Genomic DNA, 16475 nt, shown 5'->3' with positions numbered 1-16475 from the left:
CGCAAACCGTCAGCGGAAACCTTCTTCTGGCGTCATGACGGTGGGCAGCGCGCGCGGCAAGGTCCAGGGATAGTCCTGGCAATAGTGCAGCCCCCTGCTCTCTTTGCGCGATAAGGCCGCCGCGACAACCAGGGCCGCCACCTGAATCAGGTTGCGGCATTCCAGCAGATCGCTGGTGACGCGATATTCCTGATAATAGGCGTCGATTTCCTGCTCCAGCAGACTGATGCGCTGACGGGCGCGATTCAGGCGTTTTTGCGTGCGCACGATGCCGACGTAATTGGACATCAGGCGGCGGACCTCATCCCAGGCATGCGTGACCAGCACGGCTTCCGCACCGTCGCGGGCGCGGCTGTCATCCCAGGCCGGCACCCGGGCGACGATAGCAGCGGGCGCCGGCTGGGCGTCGATGTCGTGGGCGGCATTGCGGCCGATCACCAGGCATTCCAGCAAGGAATTGCTGGCCAGGCGGTTGGCGCCGTGCAGGCCCGTATAGGCGGTCTCACCCACTGCGTACAGGCCAGGGATATCCGTGCGGCCATTCAGATCGACCACGACGCCGCCGCAGGTGAAATGCATCGCCGGCACGACCGGGATGGGTTCGCGCGTCATGTCGATGCCGAATTCCAGGCAGCGGGCGTGGATGGTGGGAAAGTGTTCGCGGACGAATTCAGGCGGCCGGTGACTGATGTCCAGTTCCACATGCGTCAGACCGCGTTTCTTGATCTCGAAATCGATGGCGCGGGCCACCACGTCGCGCGGAGCGAGCTCCAGCCGTTCATCATGCCACTGCATGAAGCGTTCGCCCGCTTGCGCACCGGCGCCGGCGGGTAGGCGCAGCACCCCGCCCTCGCCGCGCACGGCCTCGGAAATCAGGAAAGACTTGGCCTGCGGGTGATACATGCAGGTCGGGTGAAACTGCATGAATTCCATATTGGCGACCCGGCAGCCGGCCCGCCAGGCCATGGCGATGCCGTCGCCCGTGGACGTATCCGGATTGCTGGTGTGCAGATAGACCTTGCCGGCGCCGCCGGTGGCCAGCACCACCTGGCCGGCCAGAATGGTGTGCACCTGATCGCTGCGCTCGTCATAGACGTAAGCCCCCAGGCAGCGGGCGGGCGCGTCGGCTTGGGCGGGCGCTTGCGGTTCCAGGATGCGGCTGGTGATGAGTTCGACCCCGGAGTGGTATTCCAGCAAGGTGATGTTATGGTGCGCCCGCACCTGCTGTTCCAGCGTCAATTGCACCAGATGGCCGGTCTCGTCGGCTGCGTGGATGATGCGCCGTTGGCTGTGGCCGCCTTCGCGGGTCAGGTGGAAACCCAGCTCGGCCCCCTGGTCCTGGGTAAAGGGCACGCCCAGCTTGATCAGCCAGTCGATCGCAGACGGCCCTTGTTCGACGATATGCCGCGTGGCTTCAATGTCGCACAGACCGCCGCCTGCCACTTGGGTATCCGCCATGTGCTTGTCATGGCTGTCCTGGGAATCCAGCACGGCGGCGATGCCGCCTTGCGCCCAGTTGCTGGCCCCGTCGAGCAAAGCCTTTTTCGACAGCACAGCGACTTTTTTGTCAGCCGCCAGATGCAAAGCGACCGTCAGGCCCGCCAGGCCGCTGCCGATGATCAGGACATCATAATGATTGTGATCCATGGCGCTTATCCGCATACCCCGGTATACCCGCAGTTGGTGCAGAACTGGCAGCCGTCTTTCTTGATGACCCGGTGCAGGTGGCATTCCGGGCATTCGCTGCCTTGCAGCACCGGCGCGGCTGCGACGGGCGCTGCGGCGCCGGCGGCGGGTTCGGTTTCGGCCTGTACCACGCCCATCTGCTCGATCGGCATGCCTTGTTCGTCCAGGATGCCCAGCATGGCGTAGCGGTGGATCAACAAGCGGGCGATGTAGGCTTCTGTCGAGGGGAAAGCGCGGGACTTCTCGCTGCCTGGTTCGCGCGCCAGGAAATCCCCCTGGGGTTCGGCGTACTTCATCAGCTTGCGCAGCTTCATGCTGATCCAGGCGGGATCGACGATACGCATGTCCAGGCTGAGCAGTTTGAACAGACCTTCAAAGGCCCTGGGGAATTTGCCTGCTCCCCACACGGAATACGGCCGGGTGGAACCATCTGGCATGCGCAGTTCCTTGACCATCAGGACAAAATCGTCGCCGGTCACGGGATTGAGCACATCGCAGATCCAGCCCATGGTGCCGTCGGTGCCGGTTTTGGGTTCGCGCGGGGCGATCAGAGCATCCATCATGGCCGACGAGGCGTCCGCCTGGGCGGCAATGCCCAGGGTACGGTGCCGGAAAGCCACCAGCCGCGCCAGTGCTGCGACCGTGGACGGCATCCAGATCGGTTCGCCGGTTTCCGGGTCGGTAATCGGAAAATCCGCGCCGCCATTGGTGCGGGCCAGGACTTCCAGTTTGCGGTTCAGCCAGGGGAAATCGTCCGTGTACATGTCCAGGCTGAGCATTTTCGCCACCGAGCCCAGGCCGCGCGGGGGGCGCGCGCCATTGACCCAGATTTCAAAGGGCCGGCTCTGCAGATCGGACACGAACACGACGAAGCTGCCTTCGGCCGTGTCGATGGCATCGGACGCCCAGCAGGATGCACCGCGCGGCAGGCGCGGGCGGTTGGGCCAGCGCAGGCTGTTCAGCACCGGCTCGATGGTGCGCTTGAGCACCAGGCGACGGTCGGATTCAGACAATGAGATGGCTTCGGGTTGCGCTGCCGGGGCAGTCGTCGGCGCAACCGACAGGACGGCGCCGCGCTTGCCGCTGGGACGATAGGTCGTAATGCCCTTCAGGCCCAGCTTCCAGGCCTGCAGATACAGATCCTTGAAGTCTTCGTAGGGATAGTCCACGGCCACGTTGACCGTCTTGGAGATCGCCGCATCGACGTGGTCCTTGACCGCCGCCACCATCAGGGCATGGTCCTGAGCGGAGATTTCAAGCGCCGTGCGAAACGCCGGCGGCAGCGGTCCCGATACGTCGCCGCCCATCAGGCGGTATAGCCGGTAGGCATGGTCTTCGACCGCGTAATCCTGTTTGCTGCCGTCGGCCATGCGCTTGGTGCGGGTGTAGGTCCAGGAAAACGGCGGTTCGATGCCATTGGAGGCATTATCGGCAAAGGCCAGGGAAATCGTGCCGGTGGGTGCAATCGAGGTCAAATGGCTGTTGCGAATGCCATGTTCGGCAATCGCGGCGCGGATGTCGTCCGGCAGCCGCTGGGCAAATCCGCTTTTCAGGTATTCATGAGCGGCAAAGCCTGGGAAGGCGCCCTTTTCCTGGGCCAAGGCCACGGATGCGCGGTAGGACGCATGGGCGACCTCGCGGGCAAAGCGTGCTGCCATACTGCGCGCCGGATCGCTATCGTACGCCAGCCCCAACATGATCAGGGCATCCCCCAGGCCGGTGACGCCCAGCCCCACCCGGCGTTTCTGGGCGGCTTCGGCGGCCTGTTCGGCCAAGGGCCAGACGGTCGCGTCCAGCACATTGTCCAGCATCCGGATAGCCACGGCCGTGACCTCAGCCAGGCCGGCCCAATCCACATCCGCCTCGCCTTGCAAACCAAAGGGGTTGCGCACAAAGCGGGTGAGATCGATGGAGCCCAGGCAGCAGCAGCCGTAGCCGGGCAAAGGCTGTTCGCCGCAGGGATTGGTGGCGTCCAGCGTTTCCAGGTAATGCAGATTGTTTTCGCGATTGATCTGGTCGTGAAAGAGCACGCCGGGTTCGGCGTAGTCGTAGGTCGACTGCATGATCAGATCCCATAGCGCACGGGCGCGGATCTCGCGGTATACCCACAGGCCGTCCTTGCGTTGATGGGCGCCAGCGGCCTTGAATTCCTCGCCGGGTTCGGCCGGGTGTGTCAGGGGGAACAGGGCATCGGCTTCGACAGCCTGCATGAAGGCATCGGTCACGCTGACCGAGACATTGAAGTTGGTGAGTTCGCCGGGCGTTTGCTTGGCCCGGATAAACGCTTCGATATCGGGGTGGGTGACGCTCAATACCCCCATTTGCGCGCCGCGCCGGGCGCCCGCCGACTCGACAGTCTCGCAGGAGCGGTCAAAGACCCGCATGTAGGATACCGGTCCGGAGGCCTTGGATGCCGTGCCCTTGACAGCGGCGCCCGCCGGGCGGATGTGGCTGAAGTTATAGCCGACTCCCCCGCCCCGGCGCATGGTTTCCGCGGCTTTTTGCAAAGCATCGTAGATACCCGGGCGGCCATCGACGGCGCTGGATACGGAATCGCCCACCGGCTGGACAAAGCAATTGATCAGGGTCGCTGCCAGATCGGTGCCGGCTGCTGAATTGATCCGCCCGGCGGGGATGAATCCCCGCTGCTGAGCATCCAGAAACAGGGTCTGCCAGTGTTTGCGCTGACGCGGTTTTTCGACGGCGGCCAGCGCCCGTGCAACCCGTTGCTGGATCTGGGTGATCGTAGTCTCGGAGCCCTTGGCGTATTTTTCCTGCAGGACTTCCGTGGAAATGGATTGGGGCTCCAGCCCCTGGGTGATCTGTGCACGTTTCATGCCGGCTCCGGGAGATTCAGGGATTCAAGCAAAAACCCTGCGGCAGCCTGTGGCTGCACGCAGGGTTCGACAGACAACAGCGATCAGTTGGCGGCGCCAGCCACCAGCCATTCCACTACCGTCTTCACGTCGGCATCCGAAATGCCGGCATTGGGCGGCATCGGGATCGGGCCGTAATTGCCGCTGCTGCCGCCCTTGATGCTCTTGGTCAGGATGGCGGCGGCATCCGCTTGACCTTTGTGTTTGGTTGCGACTTCCTGGTAGCTGGGGCCGATGACTTTTTTATCAACGGCGTGGCAGGCCAGACAGGCGTTTTTCGTCAAGATGTCCTTGACTTGAGCATAATCGGGCGCTGCCAGGGCAGTCTGGCCCAGGGCCAACAAGGGAACGCACAAAGCCAGTGCAGACAGTTTCATGAGCGAGGTCTCCAGTACGCAGAAAAGGATGTCAATTTGCAGACGGCAGCTAGGATAGGCCAGCCGCCGCTGACAGGCAAGCCCTTTGGGGGCCAGCCTCTGATTACACCATGGCTTGGGGTAAAACCCGAAAATACTACTATAAATTGTAGGTCTTCCCTTGACTAGGTGGGCAGCCTATGATGGAAGCAAATACTCTCCGGAGAAAACGGTGATGATCTCGGGCGACATGGCTCCTGAATGGGATGTAGCCAGCTGGTTGAATACCGATACCCCGCTGTCATTGGCGGATTTGCGGGGATCGGTTGTCGTCGTACACGCCTTCCAGATGCTGTGTCCGGGCTGCGTGTCGCACGGCATTCCCCAGGCCAAATCCATCCATCAGGCTTTTCCGCCTGGTCGTGTGCAGGTCATCGGCCTGCACACGGTCTTCGAGCACCACGCCGCCATGGGTGAGATCGCCCTAAGAGCTTTTCTGCACGAATATCGCATTCATTTTCCGATCGGCATCGACCGCCCAGACCCTAAGGGCAACCCCATCCCCCTGACCATGCAGGCCTGGCGCATGCAAGGCACCCCTACCCTGTTCATTCTGGACGAGCGGGGTCGGATTCGCCTGCATCACTTTGGTCAGCTGGATGACCTGCGGGTGGGCGCGGTGATCGGTCAACTGCTGGCGGAGTCGGACGCGACTGCCCCATGAATCCGGCCAGCAGGTCAATCGGCACCGGAAACACCAGAGTGGATGATTTATCCCCTGCAACCTGGGTCAGGGTTTCCAGATAGCGCAGCTGCATGGCCGAGGGTTCCTTGGCCAATGTGTTGGCTGCATCCGCCAGCGCCTGAGCGGCTTGGCGTTCGCCTTCTGCGTGGATGATCTTGGCGCGCCGGTCGCGCTCCGCTTCCGCCTGTCTGGCCATGGCTCGCACCATGGTTTCGTTCAGGTCGATATGTTTGATTTCGACATTGGTGACCTTGATGCCCCAGCCATCCGTCTGGGCATCCAGAATCGTCTGTATGTCCAGATTCAGCTTTTCGCGTTCGGTCAGCATCTCGTCGAGCTCGTGCTTGCCCAGCACCGCCCGCAACGTGGTCTGCGCCAACTGGCTGGAGGCTTCCAGGAAATGCTCGACCTGGATGATGGCCTTGCCGGGGTCTACGACCCGGAAATACACCACCGCATTGACCTGCACCGATACGTTGTCGCGGGAAATGACATCCTGAGGCGGGATGTCCAGCGTCACGATACGCATATCCACGCGGACAATCTGCTGCAGGAACGGGATCACGATGATCAGGCCCGGCCCCTTGGCGCCGGTATAGCGTCCCAGGGTAAAGATCACCGCCCGCTCGTATTCGCGCAGGATATGAAAGAGCTTGAACAATACCAGCAACAGAAAAATCAGCACCAACAGGCTCATGCCCGAGCCCAGATCCAGAAACATCATGCGGATTCTCCTAGGGAATCATGGTGGTCATCGGCAGGTTCCACCCACAGTATCAGGCTGCGAGCCCGAGTGACCCGAATTGTCTGCCCCTGATGCAGGGGTGTATTGCAGCGTATTTGCCAGATTTCGCCGCGCACCAGCGCCCGCCCTCGGCCGTGCGCATCCGGCGGATCGGTGACTTCGCCCAGCATGCCGGGCAATTCTTCATTGCCGCCCTGCGCCCGATTGCGGTGGGCCTGAATCGCAATCACGATCGCCAGCAGCAACACCAAGCCCAACAGGCTCAGCGCCCAGACCGATTGCGCACCGAAATAAACCAGCAGCATTCCCTCTCCTGCCTTGTCGCAGCGGGCGATATGCCCGTCGCACGACGTCTTACGGCGATGTTTTCCCCGTGCGATGACGGACACGGTCCTGAAGCACCTGCGCCAGTACCACCGCCTGGTTGTGTTCCGTGTCGCGCGCCCCATACAGCAGCGTCACGGAACGGCCCCGGGCGGACGACAGCACATCGTCCATCAGGCGCTGAGCAGCATCGGATTGCAATTCAGCCGTGTAGTCGCGGCGAAACTGTGCCCAGCGTTCTACCTGGTGCCCGAACCATTTGCGCAGATCGGCGCTGGGGGCCAGGTCCTTGCACCACAGATCGTGTTGGAAGGATGCCTTGGACAAACCCCTGGGCCACAAGCGGTCTACCAGGACACGCAGGCCGTCGCTGTCGGCAGGCGCTTCATAGACGCGTTTGATCTGCACAGGGGTGGTCATGGTTCAGCCTTTGCTGGGGTGCGTCATATCCAGAGGGACGATCCATTCATCGTACTGCGCATCCGTCAGGAAGCCCAGCGCCAGCGCGGCCTGGCGCAGCGTGCTGTGTTCCTTGTGGGCTTTTTTGGCGATGGCGGCCGCCTTGTCGTAGCCGATATGGCGGTTCAGCGCCGTCACCAGCATCAGGTTCTTGTTCAGGTTTTCTTCAATGCGTGCCGTGTTGGGCTCGATCCCTCCGGCGCAGTGCTCATCGAAGGACAGGCAGGCATCAGCCAATAATTCGATGCTTTCCAGGACGTTGTGCACCATCACGGGCTTATAGACGTTCAGCTGGAAATTACCCTGGGACCCGGCAAAGGCTACGGCAGCGTCATTGCCGTACACCTGCACGCAGACCATGGTCATGGCCTCGCACTGGGTCGGGTTCACCTTGCCCGGCATGATGGAAGAGCCGGGTTCGTTTTCGGGGATGACCAGTTCGCCGATGCCGCAGCGCGGGCCGCTGGCCAGCCAGCGCACGTCATTGGCGATCTTCATCAAGGCGCCAGCCAGCGTGCGCAGGGCCGCCGACAGATTGACCAGTGCGTCGTGAGCGGACAAGGCAAAGAATTTATTGTCGGCGCCGCGGAAAGGCAGGCCAGTGATATCCGCGATACGAGCGGCTGCCAGTTCGCCAAAACGCGGGTGCGCATTCAGGCCGGTGCCGACTGCCGTGCCGCCGATGGCCAGGTCGTAGATACCCGGCAAAGCGGCCTGGACGGCATCCAGAGCAAAATCCAGCTGCGCCACCCAGGCGCTGATTTCCTGCCCCAGCGTGATGGGCGTCGCGTCCTGCAAGTGGGTACGGCCGGTCTTGACGATGGACTGATAGGCTTTGGCCTTGGTGTCCAGCGTGGCGCGCAGCTTGCCGACAGCAGGGAAAAGCTGCTGTGCTAATTCGGTTGCCACGGCAATGTGCATGGCCGTCGGGAAGGTGTCGTTGGACGATTGACCGCGATTGACGTGATCGTTGGGGTGCACGGGCGATTTGCTGCCGATGACGCCGCCGGCCAGTTCGATGGCGCGATTGGCGATCACTTCGTTGGCGTTCATATTCGACTGCGTGCCCGAACCGGTCTGGAAAACAACCAGCGGGAATTCTGCATTCAACTTGCCTTCGATGACCTCATCGGCGGCACGCACCACCAGATTGCCGATGTCGGCCGGCAGTTCACCCAGTTCAGCATTGGCTTGGGCAGCTGCCTTTTTCAGCACGCCTAAGGCATGGATGATGGGCGCTTGCCAGCGGAAACGATCCACACCGATCGGGAAATTCTGAATGGATCGTTGTGTTTGAGCGCCCCAGTAGTGGGCTACGGGGACCTCGATGGCGCCCATGGAATCGGTTTCGGTGCGGCTTTCTGCCATGGTGTGAAACTCCTGTGTCATATCGATAAAAAATAAAATGCGTCACCCCGGATGGGCCACCGGCTTGAACAGGCCTGCCCAGACCCGGGCGATATCCAGCATCCGGTTGGCGAAACCCCATTCGTTGTCGAACCAGACCAGCAAATTGGCAAAGCGCCCATTGTTCACCCGCGTCTGTCCCAGGTCCAGAATGGCGGAGTGCGGGTCATGATTGAAGTCGACGGAAGCATGCGGCTGCCGGGTACAGGCCAGCAGCCCTGGACACGCTTGGGCGGCCTCGGTCAGCAAGGCATTCAGGGCCTCGACGGAGGTGGTCTGCGACAGATTGACCGTCAGATCGATCGCCGACACATTCAGGATCGGCACGCGAACGGCCTTGGCCTGGATGCGCCCGGCCAATTGAGGCAGCAGCCGCTCCACGCCCTGAGCCAGCCCGGTCGTGACCGGCACGATGGATTGCATGGCCGAGCGGGTGCGCCGCAGGTCGGAATGATGATAACCGTCGATCATGGGTTGGTCGTTCATCACCGAATGCAAGGTCGTCAGAAAGGCGCTTTGCACCCCCAGGCTGCGATCCAGCAGGCTGAGCACCGGCACAATGGCATTGGTGGTGCAGGATGCTGCCGAGACGATCTGCTGATCGGCATGCAAATCAGCATCATTGATGCCGTGAACGATGGTGCAATCGACATCGGCGGCGCTGCGCCCGGGATTGGAGACCAACAAGCGCCGGCAACCTGCATCCAGGAAACCCTGCAGCTGTTCGCGTGTGCCGTACGTGCCGGAACATTCCAGCAACAGGTCCACATCAAGGGATGCCCAAGGCACTGCGGACGGTTCCCGCTCATGAAATACCTGAATGTCCTGCCCATGGACTCGCAGGCCGTCAGCCAGCGCCTGTACTTCGCCTGGAAACACCCCGTGGGTAGAATCAAAGCGGGTCAGATAGGCCATGGACTCCAGGTCAGCCGGTTCGTTGATGGCGACAATCTGGATTGCGTGGGGGGCGGCAGATTCCATGCAGGCTCGCAGGACGCAACGCCCGATGCGGCCATATCCGTTGATAGCCAGTCGTAAAGGCACAGACATTTCTTCCACGCTGCGGTTGTTATCCATGAAAACCCGCCACCACATTGCGTGGCGTGTCACGGCAAAAGGCCTCGATGTTGTCGCGCACCTGATTGGCCATGGCGCGGATGGCTTCCTCGCTGGCCCAGGCTACGTGCGGCGTCAGGATGAAGTTGGAAAAGCGCAGCAAGCGCATGATCGGGTGCTGAGGGCCGGGAGGTTCCTGGGTGGCGACATCGAAACCGGCGCCACTGATCTGGCCGCGTTGCAAGGCGTATTCCAAGGCGTGCTCATCGACCAGGCCGCCCCGAGCCGTATTGATCAGCAAGGGCCGGCGTTCCATCAAGGCGAATTCATCGGCTCCGATCATTCCCCTGGTTTGCTCGTTCAAGGGGCAATGCAGGCTGATGACGTCGCTGGTGCGCAAAAAGTGTGTGAAAGACGTGTAGTCATCCGCAGGCGCCCCGGCATCCCGCCGGGCGGCAAACTGCACCCGCATGCCAAAGGCGCGAGCGATTTCCGCCACGGCCTCGCCCAAAGCGCCCCGCCCGATGATCCCCAGCGTGGTGCCGGACAGATCATGTACGGGAAAATCAAAGTAGCAGAACTGGCCGCTGTCGTGCCATCGGCCATCGGCCACCGACTGCCGATAGGCCAGCAGATTGCGCCGCAGCGCCAAGATCAGGGAAAACGTGTGTTCTGGCACCGTATGCGCCGCATAATCCCGCACATTGGACACGATGATGCGGCGCTGATTGCAGGCGTCCAGGTCAATGTTGTCTGTGCCGGTGGCCGCCAGCGCGATCATGCGCAAACGCGGCGCCTGCTGCAGCATGGCGGATGTCAGCACGACCTTGTTGGTCACGACAATATCGGCATCCCGGATACGTTCGGCCACCTGGCTGGCAGCGGTGCGCGCATGGGCTACCCATTCATGCGGAATTCCAGGCGCAGGGATATCGATGGATGCGGGCAAAGTGTCTCGATCCAGGAAGACGATACGCAGGGGGTCCATGAGCAGGGCCTTTCAGTGAACATGAAGCATTCAGGGAAACCCTAGTCTACTCTAGTCGCGCAGTGGTATAACAAGGAGGAAAGCCGAACCTCTTATCGAGAGCTACATGAAACTTTATTACTTCCCGGGCGCCTGCCCGCTGGTGACGCATATCGTGCTGGAATGGATAGGCAAACCCTACGAAACGGAACGCCTGACCCGCGAACAGACCAAGGAACCCGCCTATCTCAAGCTGAACCCGGCAGGGGCCGTACCCACGCTGGTCGATGGCGATTTTGTCCTGACGCAAAGCGCCGCGATCCTGGACTACCTGGCCGAGCTGAACCCCGAAGCCAAGCTGCTGGGCGACACGCCTCGCGCCCGCGCCGAAACCCGCCGCTGGCTCAGCCTCTGCAATTCCGACATCCATCGCACGTTCAACCTGGTGTTCAGCGCCCCCTATTTCAGTGGCGGTGACGAGGCTGCCGGCAAAGTCCTGGTCGCCAAGGCCAGCGAAAAGCTGAAGAGCCTGTTCGCCATTGCCAACGACCGCCTGAAAGGCCGCGACTGGCTGACCGGCGAACGGTCCGTAGCGGATCCCTATCTGTTCGTTCTGCTGATGTGGGCCGATGCCAAACAGGTCGCCCTGCCCGGCATGGAAGAACTGCGTCGCTTCCAGAAACGCCTGCAAGGCGACGCCGGCATTCTGGCGGCCATGAAAGCGCAGGGATTGATCTGATATCACATCAGTCCCTGCGGGCTGGTGTTGTATACAGATCAATCAGAGCAGCCTGCAGGCCGCGAGGTGGGACGACCTCCCGCATGATGTGTCTTGTATACAGGTCAAGCAAAAAATTGCCCGGCTAGGCCGGGCAATTTTCTATCTCACCAGCCGCAATCAGGCCCCCAGATACGCCTTGCGGACCTCGTCGTTGCTGAGCAGGTTTGCACCGGTATCGGCCAGCACGACCTTGCCGGTTTCCAGCACGTAGCCCCGATCCGCCACCTGCAGCGCCTTGTTGGCGTTCTGCTCGACCAGAAACACGGTAACGCCCTCTTCCCGAATTGTGCGGATGATATCGAAGATCTGCGCAATGATCAGCGGCGCCAGACCCAGCGTGGGCTCATCCAGCAGCAGCAGTTTCGGGCGCGTCATCAATGCACGGCCAATAGCCAGCATTTGCTGTTCGCCCCCGGACATCGTACCGGCCCGCTGATTAGCGCGCTCTTTCAGGCGCGGAAACAGGCCGAAGATGTGGTCCATGCTTTCTTCGGTCTGGGCCTTGTCCAGAAAGAAAGCGCCCATGTTCAGGTTTTCTGCGACCGTCAGGTCTGGAAACACGCGGCGGCCTTCCGGCGAAATCGCGATGCCGCGTTGCATCACGGTATGGGTGGGCTGTTCCGTGATGTCTTCGCCCAGGAAGCTGATGCGCCCGGAGCGGGCCCGAGGGTTGCCGCAGACCGTCATGAGCAGAGTGGTCTTGCCGGCGCCGTTGGCGCCGATCAAGGTGACGATCTCGCCCTGATTGACTTCGACCGAGACGTCGTTCAAGGCCTGGATGGCGCCATAGAACGTGCTGACATTTTCCAGTTTGAGCACGGTTATTCCCCTAGATAAGCTTTGATGACGCGGGGATCCGTGCGGACCTCCTGGGGCAGGCCGGTCGTGATCGGCTTGCCGTGTTCCATGACCAAAATACGGTCCGATACCCCCATGATCAAGCTCATATCGTGCTCGATCAGCAGCACGGCCACGCCGTATTCACGCCGCAACTGGTCAATCAGCGCCGACAGGTCGCGTTTTTCCTGAGGGTTCAGGCCGGCGGCCGGTTCATCCAGCATCAGCAAACGCGGCTGGGTGATCATGCAGCGGGCGATTTCCAGACGGCGTTGATGGCCGTAGGCCAGATTGCCGGCCTCGCGGTTGGCATATTGGCGGATGTCCATGAAATCCAGCCACTGCACCGCGCGCTTTTTGGCATCGTCTTCCGAATGCCTGAACGAAGGCAGCTTCAGCAAGCCATGCAACAGCCCGGTTTGCATCAGGGTGTGCTGAGCCACCAACAGGTTTTCCAACACCGTCAGGTTCTTGAACAGGCGCACGTTCTGGAACGTACGCACCAATCCATGACGGGCGACCTTGTGACTGGGCAAGCCGGTGATGGGCTTGCCATCCATCGTGATGGACCCGGTGGTGGGCTTGTAGAACCCGCCCACGCAATTGAACACCGTGGTCTTGCCGGCGCCGTTGGGGCCGATGATGGCAAAGACTTCGTTTTTCCGGACGTCGAATGCGACTTCGTCGACAGCCAGCAGGCCGCCAAAGCGCATGGTCAGTCCGCTGACCTGCAACAGAGATTCACTCATGATTCCAATTCCACTTGCGGACGTTTCACCGGCAGCAGGCCCTGCGGGCGCCACACCATCATGACCACCATCACCAGGCCGAAGATCAGCATGCGATATTCGGCGAATTCGCGGGCGAGCTCAGGCACGACCGTCAGCAGCACGGCGGCCAGAATGACCCCCAGCTGCGACCCCATGCCGCCCAGCACCACGATGGCCAGGATCAGGGCCGATTCGATGAAGGTAAAGGATTCCGGATTGACCAGTCCCTGGCGCGCGGCAAAGAAGGCCCCGCCAAAGCCTGCGAACATGGCTCCCAGGGTAAAGGCAGACAGCTTGATGTTGCGCGGATTCAGGCCCAGCGACCGGCAGGCGATCTCGTCTTCACGCAGGGCTTCCCAGGCGCGCCCGATGGGCATGCGGATCAGCCGGCTGGTGACATAGAGCGTGATCAGCACCAGCACCAGGGCCATCAGGTACAGATACGTCACCACGTCCTGGCTGTTGAAGGACCAGCCCATCATCTCGTGAAAGGTCGGAGACCCGTCCACGGAACGGCGCACCATCTGATAACCGAAGAAAGAGGGTTTCGGAATACCGGAAATCCCGTCGGGACCGCCGGTGAAGGAATACAGATTGATGAGCATCAACCGGATGATTTCCCCAAACCCCAGCGTGACGATCGCCAGATAGTCACCGCGCAAGCGCAGCACCGGAAAACCCAGGATGAAGCCGAACAAGGCCGATACCAGCCCGGCAAATGGCAGGGCTTCCCAGAAGCCCCACCCCGCCCAGTGGTACAGCAGCGCATAGGTATAGGCGCCGGTCGCATAAAAGCCGACGAAGCCCAGATCCAGCAAGCCGGCAAAGCCGACCACGATGTTCAAGCCCAGCCCCAGCATCACGTAGATCAGGACCAGCGTGGCGATGTCCACCTGGGCGCGACCGGTGAAAAAGGGCCAGACCACGGCGAACAGCACCAGCACCATGATCGCTTTGTGGCGCGTCTTGTCAGAGAACGCCGGCAGCGTGAATCGCGGTACAGCGCCGGTTTTACGGCCTTTGATCAAGGGGCGTAGCATCTGGATCACAAAGACCAACAGCATGCCGCCGATGATCATCGTCCAATCCGGCTGCAGATAGGTTTCCTGGCCACGGCGCAGGATTTGCAGGCCATAGACGGGCGCAATGATGACGCCCGCCATGATGGCGGCAATCAAGGAATTTTTAAAGTTCTGCATCATCAGACCTTTTCCACCTCGGGTTTACCCAACAGCCCCGTCGGACGGAACATCAGGATGAAGACGAGCAGCAGGAAGGCGACAATGTCCTTGTACTGCGAGGAAATAAAAGCGGCCGCAAAGGTTTCAGCCAGACCCAGCAGGATTCCGCCCAGCATGGCGCCGGGAATACTGCCGATACCGCCCAGCACCGCAGCCGTGAAGGCCTTGATGCCGGCAATGAAACCGATGAAGGGATTGAGTTTGCCGATGGCCAGGGCGATCAGCACGCCACCCACGGCCGCCAGCATCGCACCGATCACGAAGGTGAGAGAAATGATCTTGCTGGTATCGATGCCCAGCAGATTGGCCATGTGCAGATCCTGGGAACATGCCCGCGAGGCCTGACCCGTCCGTGAGTATTTGATGAAGAGCGTCAGCCCCAGCATCATCAGCACCGTCACCACGATGATCATGATGCGAGAGTACGGCGCCGTCACTGAGAAGTCGCTGAGCCCGATGGTGAAGTCAACGGAACCGCTGATCAGGGCGGGCACTGCCATGTCGCGGGCGCCCTGCCCCGTTGCGACCCAGTTCTGCAGGAAGATCGACATCCCGATGGCGGAAATCAGAGGCACCAGCCGAGGGCTGCTGCGCAAAGGAGCATAGGCGATTTTTTCAACGGCAAAACCGTAGACGGCGGTCACGAGGATTGCCATGATCAGCATGATCAGAATCATCAGAGGCAATGGCAGGCCGCTGTTGACGCCGATGGCGGACAGGGTCACCAGGCCGACATAGGCGCCGATCATGTAGATTTCGCCGTGAGCGAAATTGATCATGCCGATGATGCCGTAGACCATGGTGTAACCAATTGCAATCAGCGCGTAAATCGCGCCCAGCGACAAGCCGTTGAACAGCTGTTGCGTCAATAGAGGAAGCAAGTCGGACATAGTGGCGGGGGACTTTCAGGATGAAGACTGGGCCTGTCGGCCTGGTCGGGAAAACAGCCCCGGCATACGCCGGGGCCTGCCGAGCCCTTAGGGCTGGATCTGGGTCATATCGCCGTTGGCATCCCAGCGGAAGACGGCAAATTCAAAATGCTTCAGGTCGCCCTTGGCATCGTAATCCACCTTGCCGATGCCGGTGTCAAAGCTGTGGCTATGCATGTAGTCAGCGACTTTGGCCGGATCGGCGCCCACCGCATTGATACTGTCGGCCAGCACCTGCATGGCGGCGTATGCCGTCATGGTAAAGGCGCCGTCGGGGCTGCGATTGTATTTCTTGAAGTTTTCCAGGATCTGTTCGTTACCCGGACGCTTGGTGAAGTCAGCCGGCAGCGTGACCAGCAGCTTGTCCACGGCAGGGCCCGCAATGGCGGACAGGTCCTTGTTGGCGACGCCTTCGGGACCCATGAACTGGGTGTCCAGGCCTTGTTCGCGAGCTTGGCGCAGCAGCAGGCCCAGTTCGGGGTGGTAGCCGCCGAAATAGATCAGATCCGGACCCAGGGCCTTGAGTTTCGAGATGACGGCGGAATAATCGCTGTCACCGACGTTGATGCCCTCGAACATGGCGATGTTGATGCCGTCTTTTTCCAGCGCCTTTTGCACTTGGGTGGCCACGCCCGAACCATAGGTCTGCTTGTCGTGCAGGATGGCGATTTTCTTGGGCTTGAGCTGCTTGGCGATGTAGGCGGCGGCAAAGGGACCTTGCTGGTCATCGCGGCCGATGGTACGGAAGAAGAAGTGCGGCTTGATCGTATCCGTGACCAGGGGCGACGTAGCGCCCGGGGTGATGGCGACGATGCCTTCCTGTTCATAGACGTTGACGGCCGGCACGGTGGTGCCGGAGCAGGCGTGCGCCACGGCGAATTTCGCCCCGGAGTTCACGACGCGGTTGGCGGCCGGCACGGCCTGTTTGGGTTCGCAGCCGTCGTCGATCAGCAGCGGTTCGATTTTCATGCCCTTGATGCCGCCTGCGGCATTGAGCGCATCGATGGCGGTCAAGGCGCCTGCCTGGATCTGATCGCCGTATTGGGTGTTGGGGCCGGTCATCGGCTGAGGGATACCGATCTTCAGCGTGTCGGCGTGAGCGCCGGCAGCCAGCGACAGAGCGCCAAATGCCAGAATGACGGGAGTGATGCGCAACGTGAACTTCATTAGGTATGTCTCCGGTAGAGGCGCCACTGGCTGCAGTAATGCTGGATGCGGCACTTAAGCCAGGGGCGTCAAGCCTTGGTTTTTGCTTCCGCCCTGAGCGGCACGCGTATTCTGACGACTTGGCCCGGC

16 protein-coding genes are annotated in these 16475 nt (G+C 61.2%); 2 read left to right on the top strand and 14 right to left on the bottom strand.

Translation table 11 applies throughout. The annotated features are described in order from the left end of the window. Positions 1 to 9: 9 nt before the first annotated feature. From nadB to VDP79_RS06835, 3 genes are all read right to left on the bottom strand, one after another. A complete protein-coding gene (gene nadB, locus VDP79_RS06845) occupies positions 10 to 1647 on the bottom strand; it encodes an L-aspartate oxidase (RefSeq protein WP_323017465.1) in 1638 nt (545 codons plus the stop codon). A 5-nt stretch (positions 1648 to 1652) separates the two neighbouring features. Beyond that, positions 1653 to 4523 carry an adenosylcobalamin-dependent ribonucleoside-diphosphate reductase gene (locus VDP79_RS06840; RefSeq protein WP_323017464.1) on the bottom strand — a complete coding sequence of 957 codons (2871 nt, stop codon included), beginning with the start codon at positions 4521 to 4523 and terminating at the stop codon, positions 1653 to 1655. An 83-nt stretch (positions 4524 to 4606) separates the two neighbouring features. Beyond that, complete coding sequence (locus tag VDP79_RS06835; RefSeq protein ID WP_416233065.1) at positions 4607 to 4933, bottom strand: c-type cytochrome; 327 nt, start codon at positions 4931 to 4933, stop codon at positions 4607 to 4609. 235 nt (positions 4934 to 5168) lie between these two features. On the opposite strand from VDP79_RS06835, the gene VDP79_RS06830 reads away from it, so the two are divergent. Next, entirely contained in the window at positions 5169 to 5642 is a 474-nt protein-coding gene (locus VDP79_RS06830; protein ID WP_323017462.1) for a redoxin domain-containing protein, read from the top strand. On the opposite strand, the gene VDP79_RS06825 is transcribed toward VDP79_RS06830, so the two are convergent. From VDP79_RS06825 to VDP79_RS06800, 6 genes are read right to left on the bottom strand one after another with little or no spacing between them, the layout of a single operon-like run. Then, positions 5527 to 6384 carry a slipin family protein gene (locus VDP79_RS06825; RefSeq protein WP_323017593.1) on the bottom strand — a complete coding sequence of 286 codons (858 nt, stop codon included), beginning with the start codon at positions 6382 to 6384 and terminating at the stop codon, positions 5527 to 5529. The two genes, VDP79_RS06830 and VDP79_RS06825, sit on opposite strands and share 116 nt — an antisense overlap. Next, a complete protein-coding gene (locus tag VDP79_RS06820; RefSeq protein WP_323017461.1) occupies positions 6384 to 6713 on the bottom strand; it encodes an NfeD family protein in 330 nt (109 codons plus the stop codon). The genes VDP79_RS06825 and VDP79_RS06820 overlap by 1 nt, the downstream gene beginning before the upstream one ends. A gap of 49 nt (positions 6714 to 6762) precedes the next feature. Then, entirely contained in the window at positions 6763 to 7152 is a 390-nt protein-coding gene (locus VDP79_RS06815; RefSeq protein ID WP_323017460.1) for a DUF488 domain-containing protein, read from the bottom strand. 3 nt (positions 7153 to 7155) lie between these two features. After that, on the bottom strand, positions 7156 to 8559 hold the full coding sequence (gene fumC / locus VDP79_RS06810) for a class II fumarate hydratase (protein WP_323017459.1): 1404 nt from the start codon (positions 8557 to 8559) through the stop codon (positions 7156 to 7158). A gap of 42 nt (positions 8560 to 8601) precedes the next feature. Beyond that, entirely contained in the window at positions 8602 to 9675 is a 1074-nt protein-coding gene (locus VDP79_RS06805; protein ID WP_323017458.1) for a type I glyceraldehyde-3-phosphate dehydrogenase, read from the bottom strand. Beyond that, complete coding sequence (locus VDP79_RS06800) at positions 9668 to 10642, bottom strand: D-2-hydroxyacid dehydrogenase (RefSeq protein WP_323017457.1); 975 nt, start codon at positions 10640 to 10642, stop codon at positions 9668 to 9670. The genes VDP79_RS06805 and VDP79_RS06800 overlap by 8 nt, the downstream gene beginning before the upstream one ends. Positions 10643 to 10748: 106 nt before the next feature. Here VDP79_RS06800 and VDP79_RS06795 point away from each other — a divergent pair, with 106 nt between their 5' ends. Then, positions 10749 to 11360, top strand: a complete 612-nt coding sequence (locus VDP79_RS06795; protein ID WP_323017456.1) for a glutathione S-transferase family protein — start codon at positions 10749 to 10751, stop codon at positions 11358 to 11360. A 159-nt stretch (positions 11361 to 11519) separates the two neighbouring features. Here the strand turns inward: VDP79_RS06795 and VDP79_RS06790 are convergent, their stop codons facing one another. The 5 genes from VDP79_RS06790 to VDP79_RS06770 form a co-directional block, all read right to left on the bottom strand. Further along, a complete protein-coding gene (locus VDP79_RS06790; RefSeq protein WP_323017455.1) occupies positions 11520 to 12221 on the bottom strand; it encodes an ABC transporter ATP-binding protein in 702 nt (233 codons plus the stop codon). A 2-nt stretch (positions 12222 to 12223) separates the two neighbouring features. Then, positions 12224 to 12988, bottom strand: a complete 765-nt coding sequence (gene livG, locus VDP79_RS06785; protein ID WP_323017454.1) for a high-affinity branched-chain amino acid ABC transporter ATP-binding protein LivG — start codon at positions 12986 to 12988, stop codon at positions 12224 to 12226. Continuing rightward, entirely contained in the window at positions 12985 to 14211 is a 1227-nt protein-coding gene (locus tag VDP79_RS06780) for a high-affinity branched-chain amino acid ABC transporter permease LivM (RefSeq protein WP_323017453.1), read from the bottom strand. The genes livG and VDP79_RS06780 overlap by 4 nt, the downstream gene beginning before the upstream one ends. After that, entirely contained in the window at positions 14211 to 15140 is a 930-nt protein-coding gene (livH, locus tag VDP79_RS06775; RefSeq protein ID WP_323017452.1) for a high-affinity branched-chain amino acid ABC transporter permease LivH, read from the bottom strand. Before livH ends, VDP79_RS06780 begins: the two co-directional genes overlap by 1 nt. An 87-nt stretch (positions 15141 to 15227) precedes the next feature. Continuing rightward, the gene (locus tag VDP79_RS06770; RefSeq protein ID WP_323017451.1) at positions 15228 to 16346 is read right to left on the bottom strand and encodes a high-affinity branched-chain amino acid ABC transporter substrate-binding protein; all 1119 of its coding nucleotides are present in this window, start codon (positions 16344 to 16346) and stop codon (positions 15228 to 15230) included. Between the last annotated feature and the right edge of the window lie 129 nt (positions 16347 to 16475).

It is taken from the genome of Castellaniella sp. (genome assembly GCF_034675905.1).
Classification (GTDB): domain Bacteria; phylum Pseudomonadota; class Gammaproteobacteria; order Burkholderiales; family Burkholderiaceae_B; genus Castellaniella.
The sequence above is the reverse complement of the archived record's forward strand: the minus strand, read 5'-3'. Positions and strand labels throughout refer to the sequence as shown.